General features: G+C 68.5%; 16 protein-coding genes. 9 read left to right on the top strand and 7 right to left on the bottom strand.

What is annotated here, in order from left to right; all coding sequences use genetic code 11:
• Positions 1 to 5 precede the first annotated feature (5 nt).
• From SBI67_RS25610 to SBI67_RS25600, 3 genes are read left to right on the top strand one after another with little or no spacing between them, the layout of a single operon-like run.
• The gene (locus SBI67_RS25610; protein ID WP_318983276.1) at positions 6 to 923 is read left to right on the top strand and encodes an oligopeptide ABC transporter permease OppC; all 918 of its coding nucleotides are present in this window, start codon (positions 6 to 8) and stop codon (positions 921 to 923) included.
• Positions 920 to 2770 (top strand): oligopeptide ABC transporter ATP-binding protein OppD, encoded by a 1851-nt coding sequence (locus tag SBI67_RS25605; protein WP_318983275.1) that lies wholly within the window; start codon positions 920 to 922, stop codon positions 2768 to 2770. Before SBI67_RS25610 ends, SBI67_RS25605 begins: the two co-directional genes overlap by 4 nt.
• Entirely contained in the window at positions 2757 to 4436 is a 1680-nt protein-coding gene (locus tag SBI67_RS25600) for an oligopeptide ABC transporter substrate-binding protein OppA (RefSeq protein ID WP_318983274.1), read from the top strand. Before SBI67_RS25605 ends, SBI67_RS25600 begins: the two co-directional genes overlap by 14 nt.
• Here SBI67_RS25600 and SBI67_RS25595 read toward each other — a convergent pair.
• Positions 4423 to 5655: an alpha/beta fold hydrolase gene (locus tag SBI67_RS25595; RefSeq protein WP_318983273.1), complete on the bottom strand. Its 1233-nt coding sequence runs from the start codon at positions 5653 to 5655 to the stop codon at positions 4423 to 4425. The genes SBI67_RS25600 and SBI67_RS25595 overlap by 14 nt on opposite strands.
• Positions 5656 to 5745: 90 nt before the next feature.
• On the opposite strand from SBI67_RS25595, the gene SBI67_RS25590 reads away from it, so the two are divergent.
• Both SBI67_RS25590 and SBI67_RS25585 read left to right on the top strand, forming a co-directional pair.
• Positions 5746 to 6948, top strand: coding sequence for an acyl-CoA dehydrogenase family protein (locus SBI67_RS25590; RefSeq protein WP_318983272.1), 1203 nt, complete (start codon positions 5746 to 5748; stop codon positions 6946 to 6948).
• 72 nt (positions 6949 to 7020) lie between these two features.
• Positions 7021 to 8367 carry an LLM class flavin-dependent oxidoreductase gene (locus SBI67_RS25585; RefSeq protein WP_318983271.1) on the top strand — a complete coding sequence of 449 codons (1347 nt, stop codon included), beginning with the start codon at positions 7021 to 7023 and terminating at the stop codon, positions 8365 to 8367.
• Between the two features lie 12 nt (positions 8368 to 8379).
• Here SBI67_RS25585 and SBI67_RS25580 read toward each other — a convergent pair whose 3' ends face one another.
• The gene (locus tag SBI67_RS25580) at positions 8380 to 10998 is read right to left on the bottom strand and encodes an AAA family ATPase (protein WP_318983270.1); all 2619 of its coding nucleotides are present in this window, start codon (positions 10996 to 10998) and stop codon (positions 8380 to 8382) included.
• Positions 10995 to 12152, bottom strand: a complete 1158-nt coding sequence (locus SBI67_RS25575; protein ID WP_318983269.1) for a metallophosphoesterase family protein — start codon at positions 12150 to 12152, stop codon at positions 10995 to 10997. The genes SBI67_RS25580 and SBI67_RS25575 overlap by 4 nt, the downstream gene beginning before the upstream one ends.
• Before the next feature lie 79 nt (positions 12153 to 12231).
• Between SBI67_RS25575 and SBI67_RS25570 the strand changes: the two genes are divergently transcribed.
• Positions 12232 to 12723: a SixA phosphatase family protein gene (locus SBI67_RS25570; protein WP_318983268.1), complete on the top strand. Its 492-nt coding sequence runs from the start codon at positions 12232 to 12234 to the stop codon at positions 12721 to 12723.
• A 4-nt stretch (positions 12724 to 12727) separates the two neighbouring features.
• Here SBI67_RS25570 and SBI67_RS25565 read toward each other — a convergent pair whose 3' ends face one another.
• Both SBI67_RS25565 and SBI67_RS25560 read right to left on the bottom strand, forming a co-directional pair.
• Positions 12728 to 13273 (bottom strand): DUF3558 domain-containing protein, encoded by a 546-nt coding sequence (locus SBI67_RS25565; RefSeq protein ID WP_318983267.1) that lies wholly within the window; start codon positions 13271 to 13273, stop codon positions 12728 to 12730.
• Positions 13270 to 13854, bottom strand: a complete 585-nt coding sequence (locus tag SBI67_RS25560; RefSeq protein WP_318983266.1) for a DUF3558 domain-containing protein — start codon at positions 13852 to 13854, stop codon at positions 13270 to 13272. Before SBI67_RS25560 ends, SBI67_RS25565 begins: the two co-directional genes overlap by 4 nt.
• Before the next feature lie 104 nt (positions 13855 to 13958).
• Here SBI67_RS25560 and SBI67_RS25555 point away from each other — a divergent pair, with 104 nt between their 5' ends.
• Positions 13959 to 15683 carry an ABC transporter ATP-binding protein gene (locus SBI67_RS25555; protein WP_318983265.1) on the top strand — a complete coding sequence of 575 codons (1725 nt, stop codon included), beginning with the start codon at positions 13959 to 13961 and terminating at the stop codon, positions 15681 to 15683.
• 8 nt (positions 15684 to 15691) lie between these two features.
• A complete protein-coding gene (locus tag SBI67_RS25550) occupies positions 15692 to 17566 on the top strand; it encodes an ABC transporter ATP-binding protein (RefSeq protein ID WP_318983340.1) in 1875 nt (624 codons plus the stop codon).
• Positions 17567 to 17577: 11 nt separating this feature from the next.
• Here the strand turns inward: SBI67_RS25550 and SBI67_RS25545 are convergent, their stop codons facing one another.
• A complete protein-coding gene (locus SBI67_RS25545; RefSeq protein WP_318983264.1) occupies positions 17578 to 18102 on the bottom strand; it encodes an ATP-binding transcription factor AbmR in 525 nt (174 codons plus the stop codon).
• A 153-nt stretch (positions 18103 to 18255) separates the two neighbouring features.
• Between SBI67_RS25545 and SBI67_RS25540 the strand changes: the two genes are divergently transcribed.
• Positions 18256 to 19122, top strand: a complete 867-nt coding sequence (locus SBI67_RS25540) for an AIM24 family protein (protein WP_318983263.1) — start codon at positions 18256 to 18258, stop codon at positions 19120 to 19122.
• Between the two features lie 7 nt (positions 19123 to 19129).
• Here SBI67_RS25540 and SBI67_RS25535 read toward each other — a convergent pair whose 3' ends face one another.
• Complete coding sequence (locus tag SBI67_RS25535; RefSeq protein WP_318983262.1) at positions 19130 to 19732, bottom strand: DUF305 domain-containing protein; 603 nt, start codon at positions 19730 to 19732, stop codon at positions 19130 to 19132.
• Positions 19733 to 19758: the final 26 nt, after the last annotated feature.

Genomic DNA, 19758 nt, shown 5'->3' with positions numbered 1-19758 from the left:
AACCGATGAGCGATCCGAGTTCGACGACCGCGAAGTCCGGCGTCGACGTCCAGGCGTTCGCCTCGCGGCGCACCCTGGTCCGGCGGCGCTTCCTGCGTAACCGGCCCGCCGTGGTGGCATTGGCCATCCTGGCCGTCCTGTTCGTGGGCTGCTACGTACTCCCCCCGCTGCTGCCCTACAGCTACACCGACCTGGACTACTACTCCTTGCAGACCCCACCCAGCCCCAAACACTGGTTCGGCACCAACGCCCTCGGCCAGGATCTGCTCGCGCTCACACTGCGCGGTATGCAGAAGTCCGTGCTGATCGGTTTGTGCGTGGCGCTGATCTCCACGTTCATCGCCGCCGTCGTCGGCGCGGTAGCCGGCTATTTCGGCGGCTGGCGTGACCGCACCCTGATGTGGATCGTGGATCTGCTGTTGGTGGTGCCCAGCTTCCTGCTGATCGCCATCGCGACCAGAGGTACGCAGGGTTCGGGGGCGCTGCTGGTGCTCATCGTGCTGCTCGCGTCGTTCTCCTGGATGATCAGTTCGCGCATGGTGCGCGGGCTCACCATGAGCTTGCGTGAGCGTGAATTCGTCACCGCCGCACGCTATATGGGGGTCAGCGATGCCCGGATCATCGCCAGGCACGTGCTGCCCAACGTGGCGTCCATCCTCATCATCGACACCACCCTGAACGTGGGTGTCGCGATCTTGGCCGAAACCGGGTTGAGCTTCCTCGGTTTCGGGGTGAAGGCCCCGGACGTCTCGCTGGGCACCCTGATCGCCGACGGCACCCCGTCGGCCACCACCTTCCCGTGGGTGTTCCTGTTCCCCGCCGGCGTGCTGATCCTCATCGTGATGTGCGCCAACCTGGTCGGGGACGCGTTGCGCGACGCCGTCGATCCCGGCTCGCGCCGGCTGCGGGGGCGAGCCACATGAGTCTGCTCGAAGTCCGCAACCTGACGGTCGCGTTCCCCACCGATACCGAGCGGGTGCCTGCCGTGCGCGGCATCTCGTTCGACATCGCGCCGCGCGAGGTGGTGGCGCTGGTGGGCGAATCCGGTGCCGGCAAGTCCGCCAGCGCCATGGCTGTCGTGGGCCTGCTGCCCGAATACGCGGAGGTCGGCGGTTCGGTGCGGCTGCACGGCACCGAACTGCTCGGCCTCGGTGACGACGAGATGTCGCGCATCCGTGGCCGTTCCATCGGAACGGTGTTCCAGGATCCGATGTCGGCACTGACGCCCGTCTATACCGTCGGCGACCAGATCGCCGAGGCGCTGCGGATCCACCAGCCGGGCCTCGACCGCCGACGCGCCACGAGCCGGGCGGTCGAGTTGCTCGAACTGGTCGGTATCAACAACCCGAGCCAGCGGGCGCGGGCGTTCCCGCACGAATTGTCCGGAGGCGAACGGCAGCGGGTGGTGATCGCCATCGCGATCGCCAACGACCCGGATCTGATCATCTGCGATGAGCCCACCACCGCGCTGGACGTCACGGTGCAGGCCCAGATCCTGGACCTGCTGCGCACCGCCCGTGATGTCACCGGTGCCGGCGTGCTGATCATCACCCACGACTTGGGCGTGGTCGCCGAGTTCGCCGACCGCGCGCTGGTCATGTACGCCGGTGCTGTCGTCGAAAACGCCTCGGTGACCGAGCTTTATCACCACCGGGCGATGCCCTACACCGCCGGCCTGCTCGGCTCGGCGCCTCGGCTGAACGCCCCGCGGGGGCAGCGGCTGGTGCCGATTCCCGGCGCCCCACCGTCGATGGCAGCGCTGCCACCGGGTTGCCCGTTCGCGCCGCGCTGCCCGCTGGCCGCCGAGGACTGCCTGGCGGCCGAACCGCCGCTGCTGCCGGTCGGACCCGCACACGGCGCGGCCTGCATTCACACCGACGGTGTGATCGGGCACACCGCGGCCGAGATCTACGGTGTGCGAACCGATCCGATTGCCGCCGACGACGACACCGACTCGCCTGTCGTGCTGCGGGTCAGTGAGCTGGTGAAGACCTACCCCCTGACCAAGGGGGTGCTGCTGCGCCGCCAGGTCGGCGAGGTGCGCGCCGTCGACGGCGTCAGCTTCACCCTGCGAGAGGGGCGCACGCTGGGCATCGTCGGCGAATCGGGTTCCGGCAAAACGACGACACTGCATCAAATCCTGGAACTCAAGGCGCCACAGTCAGGTTCGATCGAGGTGCTGGGCAGTGACGTCGCCGCGCTCGATCGCGGCGCCCGCCGGCAGCTGCGCACCGACCTGCAGGTGGTGTTCCAGGATCCGGTGGCCTCCCTGGACCCCCGCTTGCCGGTGTCCGATGTGCTCGCAGAACCGTTGTCAGCCAACGGTTTCGATAACTCCACCATCGCCACCCGCACCGCGGAACTGCTCACCACCGTCGGGTTACGGCCGGAGGATGCCAGTCGCTATCCGGCGGAGTTCTCCGGCGGGCAGAAGCAGCGCATCGGCATCGCCAGGGCCTTGGCGCTGCAACCGAAGATCCTGGCACTGGACGAGCCGGTGTCGGCGCTGGACGTCTCGATCCAGGCGGGCATCATCAACCTGCTGCTGGACCTGCAGCAGCGCTTCGGCCTGTCGTACCTGTTCGTCTCGCACGACCTATCGGTGGTCAAGCATCTGGCCCACGACGTGGTGGTGATGCACCGTGGCGTCGTCGTCGAACAGGGTCCCGCCGGCACGGTGCTCACCGCGCCGCAACACGAGTACACCCGGCGGTTACTGGCCGCGGTGCCGCAACCGGAGGATAAAGTCGATCGCCATGAAGATCCGTAGCCTGACTTACGGGCTGGCTTCCGTCCTGTTCACCACGGCTCTGGTGCTGTCCGGCTGTTCCAGCGGCGAGCAGACCATCCCGCCGATCGGTGGTGACGCCACGGTGGGGACCACCAACGACATCAATCCGCAGGACCCGAACACGCTGCAACAGGGCGGTAATCTGCGCCTGGCGTTGCCCGCGATGCCGGCAAACTTCAACCCGCTCAACATCGACAGCGAAGGTACGGGCGCCGCCATGCTCCGTGCGACACTGCCGCGCGCCTTCACCATCGCACCCAACGGCGAGCCGTCGGTGAACCACGACTATTTCACCAACGTCGAACTCACCAGTGAGAACCCGCAAGTGGTCACCTACACCATCAATCCCAAGGCGGTGTGGACCGACGGCACCCCGATCACGTGGGAGGACATCGCCTCGCAGATCCAGGCCACCAATGGTAAGGACAAGCGGTACCGGATCGCGAGTTCGGCCGGCCAGGACCGGGTGGCCTCGGTGACCCGAGGTGTCGACGACCGGCAGGCCGTGGTCACCTTCGCTCAACACTTCACCGACTGGAAGGGCATGTTCGCGGGCAACACCACGCTGCAGCCCAAGAAGATGACCGATAACCCGGACGTCTTCAACAAGGGGCAGCTCAACGGTCCCGGACCGTCGGCCGGGCCGTTCATGATCTCCAACATCGACCGCACCGCCCAGCGCATCACGCTGGTGCGCAACCCGAAATGGTGGGGCACCCCGCCCCGGCTGGACAGCATCACCTATCTGGTGCTCGATGACGCAGCCTTGATCCCCGCCTTGCAGAACAACACCATCGACGCCACCGCTGTCGCGTCGCTCGACGAAATGCAGATCGTGCGCAACACCCCCGGGATCTCGATCCGGCGAGCATCGGCACCGTATTGGTATCACTTCACCTTCAACGGCGCGCCGGGATCCATCCTGGCCGACCCGGCACTGCGGGTGGCGATCGCCAAGGGCATCGACCGCCAAGCCATCGCCAATGTCACCCAGCGCGGGCTGGTGGACAATCCGACTCCGCTGAACAATCACATTTTCGTGGCCGGCCAAGAGGGTTACCAGGACAACAGCGCGGTGGTGGCGTTCGACCCAGAGAAGGCCAAGGCCGAACTGGACGCGCTGGGCTGGAAGCTCAACGGCCAGTTCCGGGAGAAGGACGGCCGCCAGTTGACGATCCGCGATGTCTTCTACGACTCCAAGAGCACCCGACAGATCGCCCAGCTGGCGCAGAACAGCCTGGCCCAGATCGGGGTCAATCTAGCGCTGGAGGCCAAGCCGGGCGACCGGTTCTTCACCGACTACATCACCGTGGGCAATTTCGATATCGCCCAGTTCGCCTGGCAGGGCGACGCCTTCGCGCTGTGCTGCCTGACCCAGATCTACACCACCGGTGCGGAGAGCAATTTCGGCAAGATCAGTACCCCCGAGATCGACGCCAAGGCCAACCAAGTTCTCAACGAACTGGACGCCACCAAGGCGCGAGAACTGGCCAACGAGGCGGACAAGCTGATCTGGGCCGAGGGATTCAGCCTGCCGCTGTTCCAGACCGCCGGCAATGTCGCGGTGCGCAGCACGCTGGCCAACTTCGGCGCGGCCGGCCTGGGCGATCTGAACTATTCGGCGATCGGCTTCATGAAACCCTGACCCACCCGGGTATCGCCGATTCGGCGACGGTCGCCGCGGCCAGCGTCGAGATAACCAGGCGCACAAGCGCATTCGCCGGCATGGCGTCGAGCTCGGCGGCCCGGGCGGGCAGCGCGGAGGCAGCACCGGCCCTGATGTCGGCGATCACCGCCAGGGCCGCACGCTCGCGGGTGTCCAGCACGCTGTGCCCGGCGCTGGGTAGCTCAACGAGCACCGCGCCCGGGATCAGTCCGGCCACCCGACGGGCCACCGCGGGCGGGGTGATCAGATCATGCCCCCCGGACAGGACCACTGTCGGCCAGGTGAACCGCGGCATCTCGGCGGTGAGGTCGAAGGGTTCACCCTCGAAGTGCAGGCCGTCGGTGTTGGCCTTGGACAGGCTGGCCGAGGGGTCCAGCGGGAGACCGTCGGGCACCCCGGCGAAGTCCAGCTCCCGGAACGCGATCCGGTTCACCAGGTCGTCCTCGCTGTGAAACGCTGCGTTGTGGTGCGTCATCCGCCGCGCCAGCTTGAGCGCCGACCAGACCCAGGTCCGCCCGCTCAACAGCAGGTCGATCTGGCGGCCCAACAGCCCGGCGCCGCCGTAGCCGTACAGCACACCGGCCACCTGCCCGTCGGCATCGCGCAGCACCCGCTCGTCCAGCAGTTTGCGGACCTTGGGTACCAGGTCCGCCGTCTCCGGGTCGATCCCGTCGAGCAGCAGGGCACGAATGGCCGCCCGCATGTACTCGATGTCGTGCGCCGACAGCACCGGGGAATCGAGCACCATCTGCGCCACCCGGTGCGGATGGCGGGCACCCAGGCCGGCCGCCAGGTAGGTGCCATACGAGGTGCCGTAGACCAGTGCCGATCCGACGCCGGCATCGTCGAGGACGGCGGCGATATCGTCGATTACCTGCTCGACGGTGATCGCCTCCGGCGGCAGGTCCGCCCCGGTGTCGTCGTGCCGGGACAGGCCAACCCCGCGGTGCTCGACCATGATCACGTCCAGGCCGGCGGCCGCAGCATGCCTGCGCAGCCACCGGTACGGCGCCACCGACGCCATGCCCGGTCCACCCGGGATGACCAGCAGCGGATGTGCCGACTTCAGGCCGGTGCGCACGTAGTACAAGTCAAATTCGCCGGGCTGACCGGGCAGGATCGGCCGGCGGACGGGGCGCACGCCGGGCAGCGCGGCGAGCTTGTCGTGGGCTCGGCGGCGTTTGGCGGTCATGGTCATCGTGACCCATTCTGCCCTGTCGTCCTTCTTAGGTTCGCGGTGATCGCAAGCAGTGCGCCGCGGCCGGTTACCTCGGTACTACTTGTCGGCATGACCACCGTGGAAAACACCTCCCGGATCCTGCCCGGATCACCCGAATGGACCGAGCTGCTCACCCGTATCGGCTCGGGAGCCAAGGACCGAGACCGCAACGACGAGAATCCTTTTGACCAAGTAGCGGCTTTGAAGCGGGCCGGGTTCGGCACCCTGCGCCTACCCGCCGAACTCGGCGGCGCAGAATTGACTGTGCCGCAACTTTTCTCCGCCGTCATCGACGTCGCCCGCGCGGATCCGATTGTCGCCCACATCTTCCGGGCGCACTTCTGGTTCGTCGAAGAGCGGTTGCGTTCCCAGGACCGGCGGTGGCTGGACCGGGTCGCAGAGGGCAAGACGTTCGGCAACGCGTTCAGCGAGAAGGGCAGCCTGGCGGTCGGCAGCCTGGTGTTCAACACCAGGCTGCTGCCCGCTGCCGACGGCGGGTACCGCCTGGACGGCGAGAAGTACTACAGCACCGGCTCGCTGTTCTCCGACTATCTGACCGTCACCGCGACCACCGACCACGATTCGGTGGCCACCGTGGTGCTGCCCGCCGACCGGCCCGGCGTCAAGCTGATCGACGACTGGGACGGCTTCGGCCAGCGCCGCACCGGTACCGGCACCACCACGTTCAGCGGTGTGGTGATCGCCGCCGACGAGGTGCTCAGCGACACCCCCTACGACGCCCAGCCCACGCCGACGGTGCAGTACGCGTCGCTGCAGCTGTACATCCACGCCATCGTGGCCGGCATCCTGCAGTCCGTCGTGGACGACGGGGTGGCACTGCTGCGGTCCCGCACGCGCAGTTTCAGCCACGCGGTAGCCGAGCAGCCCGCCGACGATCCGCTGTTGCAACGGCAGCTCGGCGAGCTGGCCAGCACGGCGTACATCGCGCGGACCGCGGTGCTGGACGCGGCCGCCGCCATCGCCGCGGCCGACGCATCCGAGGTCGACGGCGTGCCCGACGCCGATCTGGCCGCCGAAGCCCAGCTCAAGGCCGCCAAGGTCAAGGTGCACCTGGACGACGTCGCCCCCGAGGCGGCCACCCGGCTGCTGGAGCTCGGCGGGGCCAGCGCGTCCAGCCGGGCCCGCAACCTCGACCGGCACTGGCGCAACATCCGCACCATCACCCTGCACAATCCCGTCGGTCTCAAGGCCCGCGCCATCGGCCAGCATCTGCTGCACGGCACCCCCGTCCCGGCCAACGCCTACTTCTGAGAGCGATTTGTGGAGCCGTGGCCGTAATGAGTACGGCTGCGGCTCCACAAATCGCTGGGAAAGGACCCCACCATGACCCGGCAGTTGCACCTCGGCGGCTTCCAGATCGCCTCGCAGGTCACCCACAGCCACGCCGCCTGGCGGCACCCCGGTAGCGATACCGACTTCACCACCCCGGAGTACTACCACCGCATCGGGCGGATCCTGGAGCGCGGCAAGTTCGACTTCGTGTTCTTCGCCGACCTGCTGACCGCGCCGGTACGTTTCGGGGCGGACATCACCGAGCCGCTGCGCCGCGGAACCCAGGCCACCGCCACCCTGGACCCGTCGATCGTGGCGGCCAGCATCGGCGCCGTCACCAGCAAGCTGGGCGTGGCGATCACCAAGTCCGCCACCTACTTTCACCCCTACGAGCTGGCCCGCATCTTCGCCAGCCTGGACCACATCACCCGCGGGCGGGTGGCCTGGAACATCGTCACTTCGCTGTCCCAGAGCGAGGCACAGAATTTCGGCCACGACGACCACCTGGATCACGAATTCCGCTACGAACGGGCCGAGGAGTTCGTGCGCACCGCGCTGGAACTGTGGTCCAGCTGGGACCCCGACGCCCTGGTGCTCGATAAGGCCACCGGTGTGTTCGCCGACCCGGGTCGGGTCCGGCGGGTCGAGCACGAGGGCCGGTACTTCCGCACCCGAGGCCCACTCAACGTGCCGCACTCACCGCAGGGCCGGCCGGTGCTGATCCAGGCCGGGGCGTCCAACACCGGCCGCGATTTCGCCGCCCGGTGGGCCGAGGCCATCTTCGAGATCGATCCGACGCCCGAGGGCCGGCGCGCCTACTACGACGACATCAAGTCGCGGGCAAGCAATTTCGGCCGCAACCCGGACGGTGTGTTGATCTTCCCGGCTTTCATCCCGTTCATCGGCGAGACCGAGTCGATCGCCAGGGAGAAGCAGGCGTTCCACAACGAGTTGGCCGACCCGATCTCCGGGCTGATCACCTTGAGCGTGCACACCGATCACGACTTCTCCCAGTACGACCTGGACGCTCCCGTGGAGGACGTGCAGGTGACCGGCACCCAGGGGCTGTTCGACACCGCGCGCCGGGTCGCCAACCGGGACAACCTGACGTTGCGCGATATCGGCAAGTGGTACGCCCAGGGGGTGCTGCTGCCGCAGTTCGTGGGCACCGCCGCCCAGGTCGCCGATCAGATCGAGGCGGCGTTCCGCTCCGGCGAGGCCGACGGGTTCATGGTGTCTGCCGCCCAAAGCCCGGGCACCTTCAACGATTTCGTCGACTACGTGGTGCCGGAACTCCAGCGCCGCGGCCTGTTCCGCACCGAGTATGAGGGCAACACGCTGCGCGACCACCTGGGGCTGAGTGCGATCACCGACCGCGTGGCGCACGCGGTCGCGTAATCAGCAGCCGGCTCAGACGGTCAGTTCGATCAGGTGTGAGTCGGCGATGCCGGCGTACCGGTCCGGGTCACAGGTCAACACGATCACCTGACCATCGCCGGCCACCGAGTCGAACACCGCCGCCATCTTGGTCAGCCGGTCGGGATCGCTGAAGCCCAGCGCGTCGTCGATGACCACCGGCACGGAGTCCTCCTTGGCCACCAGCGACGCGCACGCCAGCCGGGCCACGATCCCGATCTGCTCCTTGGCGCCACCGGACAGGGATTCGTAGCCGACGGTCCGACCACCCACGGTGCGGCTGCAGATGCGCAGCGAGCTGTCGATGTCGACCTCGAAGTCGGCCCCGAACACCATGCGGCCCAGTCGCTCGATCTCCCCGCGGAACGGTTCGATATAGCGCCGTCGGGCCGACTCCCGATGCCGCGTCATGACCGAGCGCAGCAATTCGGCGGCCCTGGCTCGGCGTTCGATCCGCTGGTACTCCGAGTGCGCGTAGGCCCGTTCGGACTCGGCGGCGTCGAGGGCGCCTTTGCGCCCCTGCGTGCCGTACAGCCGCAGGGCGGTGGCGATATCGGCCAGTTCCGCCGCCGCAGCCGCCCGGTCCCGCTGCGCGGCCTGCGCGGCAGCGGTGGCTTCGGCCAGCGCCGTGGTCACCGTATCGGGTTGGGCCGCAGCCAGTTCGGCGTCCAGGGTGGCCACCGCCGCTGCCGCCGCGCTGGCGTGGTCGGCGTCCGCCTCGGCACGCTGGCGCAGCATGTCGTCGCCGGCCAGCACCCGCTCACCGGCCAGGCGTTCGGTCGCCGCGGACAGTTCGGCCTGCGCGGTGGCCAGCTTCTCGCGCAACACACTGGCCGCGACCGTAGCATCGTGCAGGCGGGTGCCCAGCTCGGTGGCCTGCCCGCGCAGATCCTGGGCCGTGCGGCCGGCTTGGGCGGCCGTCGCCACCGCGGCGTCGAGCTCGGCCCTGGCGGCGTCGATATCCCCTTCGTGGTGCGGTTCGCCGGCACACAGCTGCCGGTGCCGGGCGCGCAACTGCTCCGGCGTCTCGTCACCGGTCAGCGCCTCCACGGTGGCGTGCAACCGGTCTCGCGCGGCGGTGAGCTCCGCGCGCCGGGCGTGCAATACATGAGCGGTCGCGGCATCGGGGGCGTCACAGCGCCGCAGCACCTCGGCCAGCGCCCCGCGCGCCGCGTCGAGCGCGGCGGCGGTGTCGACGGCGTCGGCACCGGGGATAACCCGTGCCGACAGCACGCCGGCGACCTCGATCTGGGTCGGTGCGGCGATACCCGCGGACCATTGTTGGCCCGCGACCAGCACCAAGCTCTGCTGACCGGCACGCACCTCGAGGTCGGCCAGCGCGACGAGTTCGACATGGGCCGAAGCGAGTTCGGCGCGGTCGGCCGCACGTTCGACCGCTCGTTCGGCGGCCTCGACCTCACGTAGTAGCGCATCGGTGATGACGATCGGTGCCAGCTCGGAACCGATCCTCTCCAGTTCGGCCGTGGCGGCATCCAACCGCACCAGCCGGGTGGCCAGCCGCGCCGCCTCGTCACGCGCGGCGAGTGCGGCCACGACGCCACGCGCCGCGTCCACCCGGGCCCGACTGTTCTCGGCCTCGGCCTCGGCGGCGACCGCGGTCTGCTCGGCTACCGCATGCTCATCGCGCAGCGCGACCTGCGCGCGGGCCGACTCGGCCGCGACGGAAATCAACTCCGCTGCGGCGACGGACCTTTCGTCGATTTCGGCGCGCAACCGGTCGCGCTCGGCCACCGCCGCAGCAGACATCCCGGACGTCGCCTTGGCCGCGTCGGCGACCAGCGCCGCCTTGTCGCGCGCCGCGACGAGCCGCTGCACGGCGGCCGCGGCCTCCCGCGCCGCCGCCAGTCTCGTCTCCGCGTCCTCGACCTGAGTCGTCCGTTCGGCCAGGGTGGCGGTCAGCGCCGCGTGCCGGCTGACGGCGTCGTCGACCTCGGCCACCGCGGCGGCACATGCGGACACCGCCTCGTCGGCCTGGCGCAGGCGGGCAATGGCGGCCGCCCACTCCCCGGTCGGCCGGCCGGTCTGGGTGAAGTAGGCGAGGTACTCGGCGTCGATCCGGTCGACGAGCAACGGATCGGCGTCCCCGGCCGGCCCGGCGTCGTCGGCGGCACCGGCCGCCACATCCAGCGCCCGCGACAGCGCATCGCAACCGGACAGATCCACCGGCGCGGTCGCCGTCGCCTGCAGCACCCGCTGCGCCTGCCACAGCGCGGTGTCCACGGTCTCGTCGAGCATGGCCAGCACCCGCTCGTGCGCCTCGTCCCCGGTGAGCTGCTCACGGCGCGGGGCCAGCACGGTGAGCTCCGTCTCGGCACGCTTGTGGAACCGTTTGCGGTAGACGAAACGATATGGCCCGGTGGAGATTTCGGCGATCACTTCGGAACCCACGTCGGCGTGCGTGGGTTTGACGGCCTTGACTTCTTTCTTGGCCGAGCGGTCCTTGGCCATCAGCAGCAGATCCAACGCCTCGATCATCGAGGACTTGCCGATCTCGTTGGCGCCGCTGATCACCACGACGCCGCGGTCGGGGAATTCGATCTCGCGGTACGCCACCCCGCGGTAGTTGACGAGCGTCAGCCGGTGCAGCTTCATGCCGCGCTCCCCTGCGCACCGGGGCCGGCCAGCCGCAGCAACAGCGCCAGCGCCGAGCGGGCATCATCGGCCTCGGCGCCGTCGGTGCGTGCGGTGGCCATCAACTCCTGCACCGCGCCCGCGGCGAACCCACCGATGGGCAGGTCGTCGAACTCGCCGTCGGCGGGGATGACCGCGATGTCGGTGTGCCGCTCCCACAGTCGCAGTGAGGCGAACAACCGGGCGTAGCGGTCCAGGCAGGCGTCGAGCTTGGCCTTGTCGGTGACGGTGAGCGAACCGGTGAGCACCATCCGCACCACGGTGCGGTCCTTGTCGGGCAGCTGGTCCAGGTTGATGTCCAGGCCGGCGATATCCCGGTCGTCGTCCAACTCGTGCCGCAACGTGACGAAGCGCCACCGCCCGACCCGCCGGGCCTGCACGTCGACGTGGTGCTCGTCGAGGTCGACCACCAGCACATGCCCCGGGTCGGCTTCCACGTCGTCGTAATTGGTGACCTCCGGCGAGCCCGAGTACCACACCCGGCCGGTGTCTCCGACCCGGGTGCGGGAATGCTTGTCCCCCAAGGCGACATAGTGCACCGCACCCCGGTCCAGCGCCTCGTGCAGCGCGGCCGACCGGATCAGCGACGGCTTGGCCGGGTCGGGATCCAGGACGTCGACCCCGCCGTGCGCGACGAGTACCCGCAGCGTGCCGTCGGCGGGCAACGACGGCAGCACCGCACCGGCCAGATCGGTGGTCGGCGCCTTGGAACGCCATGGGGCCGCGACGATTTCCAGACCGGGCCGCACCTCGACCACACCGTCACCGTCGAGCACCGTGACATTGTCCGGCCGTTCTGCCAGGAAAAGTTCGCTGGTGTAGACCGATCCGGCGTCCAGCGGGTCGTGGTTACCGGGCAACAGGTAGACCGGAACCCCGATGGCCCGCATGGCCTCCAGGGATTTGCTGACCTCGGCGGGGGCGAGCTGGTTGTGCTCGAAGACGTCACCGGCGACCACGACGAACTCCGCGCCCGTCTCGGCGGCCAGCGCACCGAGTCCGGCCACGGCCTCCCGGCGCGCCGCGGAGTAGCGGTGCTGAGCGTCTGCGCCGCCGGCATTGAGGAAGTGCCGGGTCATACCGAGCTGCCAGTCGGCGGTGTGGATGAAGCGCATGACGGGGAGTCTAGATTCGACCGCCGACAAGTCCGGGGATGCGCGGCGGCTCGCCGGTGCAGAAACGTAATGTGACCGCATGCCTACCCTGATCCTGCTGCGGCATGCCAAGTCGGACTATCCGTCAGGGGTGCCCGACCACGACCGCCCGCTGGCGCCGCGGGGTATCCGCGAGGGCGCGCTGGCCGGCGACTGGCTGCGCAAACACGCGCCGGCCGTCGACGCGGTGCTGTGCTCCAGCGCCACGCGGACGCGGCAGACCCTGGCCCGCACCGACATCGAGGCGCCGGTGCAATACCTCGACCGGCTCTACGACGCCACGCCGGGGATCGTCCTGGCCGAGATCAACCAGGTTCCCGCCGAGGTGCAAACTCTTCTGGTGATCGGGCACGAGCCCGTGATGTCCTCGCTGGCGCTGGGCCTGGCCGGCGACGGCAGTTCCACCGATGCGCTGGAGGCCATCGGGCAGAAGTACCCGACGTCGGGGCTTGCCCTGCTGCGCACCGAAAAACCGTGGAGCGCCCTGGAACTGGACGGCGCCACGCTGGTCAGCTTCCACGTGCCGCGTTAGCGGCTCAGGAACTGGTGGCCAGCGTCAGCTCCATCAGCTTGAGCGCCATCGCGCAGGCGTCGATGCCCGGCGTCTGCGGGTTCACCCACCAGCCGACGACGCCACTGGCGTCGCTGGCCACCCCGCACGCCCCGTTGGCCGCCGGGTTCTTCATCACGATGGACGGCACCCCGGCCACCGCACGGTTCTCCACCTGGTACTTCAGCTTGTCCGCAACCTGCTTCTCGTTGTCCAGGCTGCCCTGCTCGAACCAGAACCGGGTGATGTCGATCAGGCCGGCCGGGTTGGCCGCCTGCCAGCGGCAGACTGCGCCGACGAAGGTGCTCTGGATGTCCAGCGGGTCGGCCCCGACCGTCTTGGCCAGGATGTCCTCGGTGAGGACCTCGCATTCCTTGAGCAGGTTCGGGTAGGTCTTCTGCGAGTCGTCGTTGCGCGGCACATCGCCGGATCCGGCCTTGACGGCGGTGCCGTCCACGGTCGACGAGCAGCCGGCCAGCAGCGCGACGGACGCAGTGGCGGCGGCCAGCAGGTGAAGCACCCGGCGGCTCATTTGGCGTTCACAATCGATTGACGGGTCAGTTCCTTGGCGACGTCACACGGGTCGGGGTAGGGCTTCTCGGCGAAGCTGACGGACCACTCGATGAAGTCGTCGTCGAACTGGATGCCGATCTCACACAGGCTCTTGCCGAGCACCGGGTCCTCCCCGACCGCGATGAAGCCGTTCTTTCCTTCGATGGTGATGTCGTCGACGCTGGCGCGAGACAGTTCCTCGGTCTTGCGCTCACGCCCGATCGGGCTGCCGCGGAAACTGGTGAACGAGAAGTGCGGGCCGACGATGCCGCCACCGGCCAGCCACTGGCAGCCCACCGAATTGCGGGCCGTGTTCACCAGGCCGGTCACCTTGGTCAGCTGCGCGACGGTCTGGTCGCTGATCCCGCCGCACTCGGGAAAGATCGGGCCGTGCTTGGCCGCCGCGGGCGCCGATGCCGTGCTCGAGGGCACCTGCGGTGAGCTCGGAGCGTCCGAGTCGGAGCAGGCGGCGAGCGCAGCGGCGGCAGCGGTCGCCAGAACCAACGTCTTCGCAGAACCGCTGAATCGGCGGTGGCCTCGTCTGGGGGTCACGACATGCACTGTAGCGGCAGCCGACCGGGAACCGCTGTCATGCGCATTGACCTGCCCTTTCGTGTCCGGCGCCAATAACGGGCGGGCACAGGGTGGTGTGCGACAGTAGCCAGATGCTCTGGGCGTTGCTGCGACGGTACGTGCGGCCCTACCGCGGGCTGCTCGCCGTGGTGGCCGTGCTGCAGGTGATCAGCACGCTGGCGTCGCTGTACCTGCCCACCATCAACGCCGACATCATCGACGACGGCGTGGCCAAGGGCGACACGGGCACGATCGTGCAGTTGGGGGCCGTGATGCTCGGGGTGACCGCCCTGCAGGTGCTGTGCGCCGTGGGCGCGGTGTTCTTCGGGTCCCGCGCCAGCGTCGGTTTCGGCCGGGATCTGCGCTCGGCGATCTTTCATCATGTGCTCGGTTTCTCGGCAACCGAGACGGCCCGCTTCGGGGCGCCGACGCTGCTGACCCGCACCACCAACGACGTCCAGCAGATCCAGCTGTTGGTGCAGATGACCTCGACGATGCTCATCACCGCGCCGATCATGGGTGTCGGCGGTATCGCGATGGCGGTGCACCAGGACGCCGGGCTGTCCTGGCTGCTGCTGATCAGCGTGCCGGTGCTGGCCCTGGCCAACTATCTGGTGATCCGCAGACTGCTGCCGATCTTCCGGTCCATGCAGCGGCTCATCGACGGGATCAACCGGGTGCTGCGCGAGCAGCTGTCCGGTATCCGAGTGGTGCGCGCCTTCGCCAGGGAAGGACTGGAACGCGATCGGTTCGAGGAGGCGAACCGTGCCCTGACCGACACCGCTCTGACCGCCGGGCGCTGGCAGGCGATCATGCTGCCGGTGACGACGCTGGTCATCAACGTCTCCAGTGTGGCGCTGATCTGGTTCGGGGGCATGCGCATCGACGCCGGGCAGATGCAGGTCGGTTCGCTGATCGCCTTCCTGGCCTATTTCATGCAGATCCTGATGGCCGTGCTGCTGGCGACGCTGCTGCTGGTGCTGTTGCCGCGGGCGTCGGCGTGCGCCGAGCGGATCACCGACGTGCTGGGCACCGTCCCGCAGATCACCGATCCGCCCGATCCGGTGCCCGTCACGACGCTACGCGGCGAGATCGAGCTGCGCGGCGCGACGTTCAGCTATCCGGGGGCGGATCGGCCCGTGGTGCAGGATGTTTCGCTGACCGCACGGCCCGGTACGGTGACCGCGATCGTGGGCAGCACCGGTTCGGGCAAGTCGACGCTGGTGTCGCTGATCTGTCGGCAGTACGACGTCACGGCGGGCACTGTGTTGGTCGACGGCCGCGACATCCGCACGTACGGCACCGAAACTATCTGGTCCGCAACCGGATTGGTACCCCAGCGCGGCTACCTGTTCACCGGCACGGTCGCCGAGAACCTGCGCTACGGGTACGCCGCGGCCACCGAGGACGATATGTGGGCGGCGCTGCGGGTGGCCGACGCCGAGGAGTTCGTCCGCGCCGACGCCGACGGCCTGCAGATGCGCGTCGCCCAGGGCGGTATCAACTTCTCCGGCGGGCAGCGGCAGCGGCTGGCGATCGCCAGGGCCGTCATCCGCAGGCCCGCGGTGTACCTGTTCGACGACGCGTTCTCCGCGTTGGACGTCCGCACCGACGCCCGGGTGAGGGCCGCGCTGCGGGCGGTGTCGGACACCGCGACGGTGATCATCGTGTCGCAACGCATCTCGACGGTGACCGCCGCCGATCAGGTGATCGTCGTGGACGCCGGCCGGGTGGTGGGCACGGGCACCCACGAGTCGTTGCTGCGGGACTGCCCGACCTACGCGGAGTTCGTCGACTCGCAGACGGTGACAGCGTGAGCAGACCGATGCGCGGGATGCCGCAACCGCCGGCTGCCCGATCCCGGGATTTTCGCGGCTCGGCGATCCGATTGCTGAGAAGGCTGACCCCGCAACGCGGTCTCACCCTGGCGGTGATCGGGTTGGGCGTGGTGGGCATCGCGATCGGGGTGATCGGCCCACGCATCCTCGGCCACGCCACCGACCTGCTGTTCAACGGGGTGGTGGGCCGCGGCCTGCCGGCCGGGATCAGCAAGGAGCAGGCGATCGAGGCGGCCCGCGCCCGCGGCGACACCGCGTTCGCCGACCTGCTGTCCGGTATGAACGTGATCCCCGGCCATGGGGTGGATTTCGGCGCGGTGGGCCGCACCCTGCTGCTTGCCCTGGGCCTGTATCTGGTTGGTGCGCTGGCGATCTGGATTCAGGCGCGCATCCTCAACGTGGTGGTGCAACGCACCATCGCCGCGCTGCGCGCGGAGATCCAGGACAAGGTGCACCGGCTGCCGCTGTCCTATGTGGACGGGCGGCAGCGTGGGGAGTTGCTCAGCCGGGTGACCAATGACGTCGACAACGTGCAGTCGTCGTTGGCGATGTCGATCAGTCAGCTGCTCACCGCCGTGCTGACGGTGCTCGCGGTGCTGGTGGCCATGCTCACCATCTCGCCGTTGCTGGCGCTGCTGACGGTGTTGACGGTGCCGCTGTCGCTGTTGGTGACCCGCGCCATCACCCGCCGCTCACAGAAACTGTTCGTCGCACAGTGGACCAATACCGGGCGCCTCAACGCCCATATCGAGGAGACCTACAGCGGTTTCACCATCGTCAAGACCTATGGGCACCGCGAACACGCGTCGGCGCAGTTCGCCGAATTCAACGCCGACGTGTACCGGTCCAGCACCGGGGCGCAGTTCCTGTCCGGTCTGGTCGGGCCGGCCACCACGTTCGTCGGCAACCTCAGTTACGTGGCCGTCGCCGTGGTGGGCGGTGTGCAGGTGGCGACCGGCCAGATCACCCTGGGCAGCATCCAGGCTTTCATCCAGTACGTCCGCCAGTTCAACCAGCCGCTGACCCAGGTGGCGGCGATGTTCAACACGCTGCAGTCCGGGATCGCCAGTGCCGAGCGGATCTTCGACGTGCTGGACGCGCCGGAGGAGTCTCCCGACCCACCTCGCACGGTCACGATGCCCACCGTCGGCCGGGTGGAGTTCGACCGGGTCAGCTTCGGCTACCGGCCCGACACCCCGGTGCTGCAGGACGTGTCACTGGTGGCCGAACCGGGAATGACGGTCGCGATCGTCGGGCCGACCGGGGCGGGCAAGACCACGCTGGTGAACCTGCTCATGCGGTTCTACGAGGTCGATTCGGGCCGAATTCTGCTGGACGGCACGGATATCACGACGATGCCGCGGGCCGCGCTGCGGTCGCGTATCGGCATGGTGCTGCAGGACACCTGGCTGTTCGGCGGCAGCATCTACGACAACATCGCCTATGGCCGGCCCGAGGCGACACCCGACGAGGTGTACGACGCCGCGCGCGCCGCCTACGTCGACCGGTTCGTGGCCACCCTGCCCGACGGTTACCAGACCAAGATCGGCGAGGACGGCGGCCGGCTCAGCGCCGGCGAGCGCCAGTTGGTCACCATTGCCCGGGCGGTGCTGGCCAGACCGCAGCTGCTGATCCTGGACGAGGCGACGAGCTCCGTGGACACCCGCACCGAACTGCTGATCCAGCAGGCCATGGCCGAATTACGCAGGGATCGAACCAGTTTCATCATCGCTCACCGGCTGTCCACCATCCGTGACGCCGATCTGATCGTGGTGCTGGAGCACGGCAGGATCGTCGAGCAGGGCACCCACACCGAGCTGCTGGCGCGCGGCGGCGAGTACTGGGCGATGGCCCGACTCTGAGCGAGCCGGCTTCAGATCTGAGGTCCCTCGGCGCGCAGATCGTCCACCGCCGTCATCGCCGCGCGCAGCTTGGCCAGCCACTCGTCGGCGTGCTCACCGACCAACCGCACCGACCAGGCCAGCGCGTCGGAGCGCGAGCGGGCTACACCGGCATCGACCAGCGTGTCGAGCACCTGCCGTTCGGGCTGCCGCAGCCGAGTCATCACCGGTACAGCCAAGTGGGTGAACAGGATTCGCTCCTCGCCGGCCTGGATGCCCCAGGACACCTTGCGGCCGAAGCGGTCCTGCGCCTCGTCGGCGATCCGCATCCGTTCCCCGCGGGTTTCCTCGCGGAACTTGGCGGCCCGACCGGATGCGCGGGAGGCGCTCTCCTCGGTGTCGGCGTCGGGCAGCCGGCCGATCACGGTGATTTCTTCGCGGTCGACGGTGACCTCGGGATCACCGGCGAACCAGCCGTCGGGGAGCCGGCCGGCGAACCAGTCGGCGGCTTCGGCGACGTCATGGGTGGAGCGCCGCGCATGATGATGTGTCTTCATGATTACATGATTACACCGTTACAGCTGCAAAGGGGCGCCCTTCACCGACAGCGAACAGTGCTGCACGTCGGGCTCGTCACAATCATTCGAAAAAACATGCCCGCCTAAGGTGGCTCTAGCACGTACCAAACTCTTGAGACCCGAGGAGACACGGTGAGCGGTCAGTGGCTGAGGGATCCCGAAGGCCGGTTCGAATACCGATGGTGGGACGGGCAGAGGTGGACCGACCAGGTATCCCATCAGGGACAGGTGCACGCCGCACCCCTCGGCGGTCCGCCGGCGCAACCTCAACCGCCGCAGCAGGCACCGCAGGCTGCGGTCGTGCAGCCACAGCCGCAAACCGGTGACGGCTTCACCGGCATCACCGGCGATCTGGTCGACGGCCGGTTCAGCGAGAAGGAATCCGCGGCCGTCGCCAATCAGAACAGGAAGCTGCTGCGGGTACGCGTCGGCGAGCCGTTTCTAGCCCGGCAGGGTTCGATGGTCGCCTATCAGGGCAACGTCGACTTCGCTTTCGAGGGCGGCGGCGCAGGCAAGTTCCTGAAGAAGGCGCTGACGGGCGAGGGGCTGCCGCTGATGCGGGTGTCCGGCCAAGGCGATGTCTTCCTCGCCGAGCAGTCCTTCGACGTGCACCTGCTGCAGCTGACCAACACCGGGCTGTCCATCAGCGGTAAGAACGTGCTGGCCTTCTCGTCGAGCCTGGACTGGAACATCGAGCGGGTCAAAGGCGGCAGCATCGCCACCGGCGGGCTGTTCAACACCACGCTGCGCGGCAGCGGGTGGGTCGCCCTGACCACCGACGGACCACCGGTCGTTCTCGACGCCGCCGAGGCACCGACCTTCGCCGACACCAATGCCGTGGTGGCGTGGTCAGCCAACCTGCAGACCTCGCTGAAGACCAGTTTCAAGGCCGGCGCGCTGATCGGGCGCGGCTCCGGCGAAGCCTTGCAGGTGGCCTTCGCCGGTCAGGGCTTCGTCATCGTCCAGCCGTCGGAGGGCATCCCCGTTCCCACGCAGTGATCGGCAGTCACAGCGTCCCCAGCATCGACTTCATGGTGTCGATCTCTTTCTGCTGGGTATCGACGATTGCGTGCGACAACTCGATGGCCGGCCCGTACTGCCCCTTGGCGATCTCGTCCTGTGCCATGGTGATCGCGCCCTCGTGATGGGCGATCATCTGGGTGACGTAGAGCTTGGCAGCCTCCGGGCCGGGGGCGCTCCGCAGCTTGTCGATGTCCTGGGCGGACACCATGCCCTGCATCCCGTGGTCCATCGGCGCCATCGTCGGGCTACCCCAGGACGTCAGCCAGCCTTGCATCTGTGCGATCTCGGGCGCCTGCGCAGCCTTGATCTCGGTGGCCAGCTGCACGACGCGGGGGTCGACGCCCTGTTTGGCCAGCAGGATGTCGCTCATCTCCACGGCCTGAGTGTGGTGCGGAATCATCATCTGGGCGAACATCACGTCCGCATCGTTGTGGGCCGCGGCGTCGGCGGTCGCCGACCCCGCAGTCGGCGAGCTGCTCCGATGCGCAGAGTGGCCGGCATCCTCGGTCGTGCCGGATCCCTTACTGCAGCCCACCACCAGGAAGCCCACCGCCAGAACGGCGATCGCTGCCGCTGCCTTCACCATGTCTCTCCTCACATCCGGATCGGACC

This window comes from Mycolicibacterium chengduense (assembly GCF_033741155.1).
Taxonomy (GTDB): domain Bacteria; phylum Actinomycetota; class Actinomycetes; order Mycobacteriales; family Mycobacteriaceae; genus Mycobacterium.
Note: the sequence above shows the minus strand (reverse complement) of the source record. Positions and strands in the feature narration are given on the sequence as shown.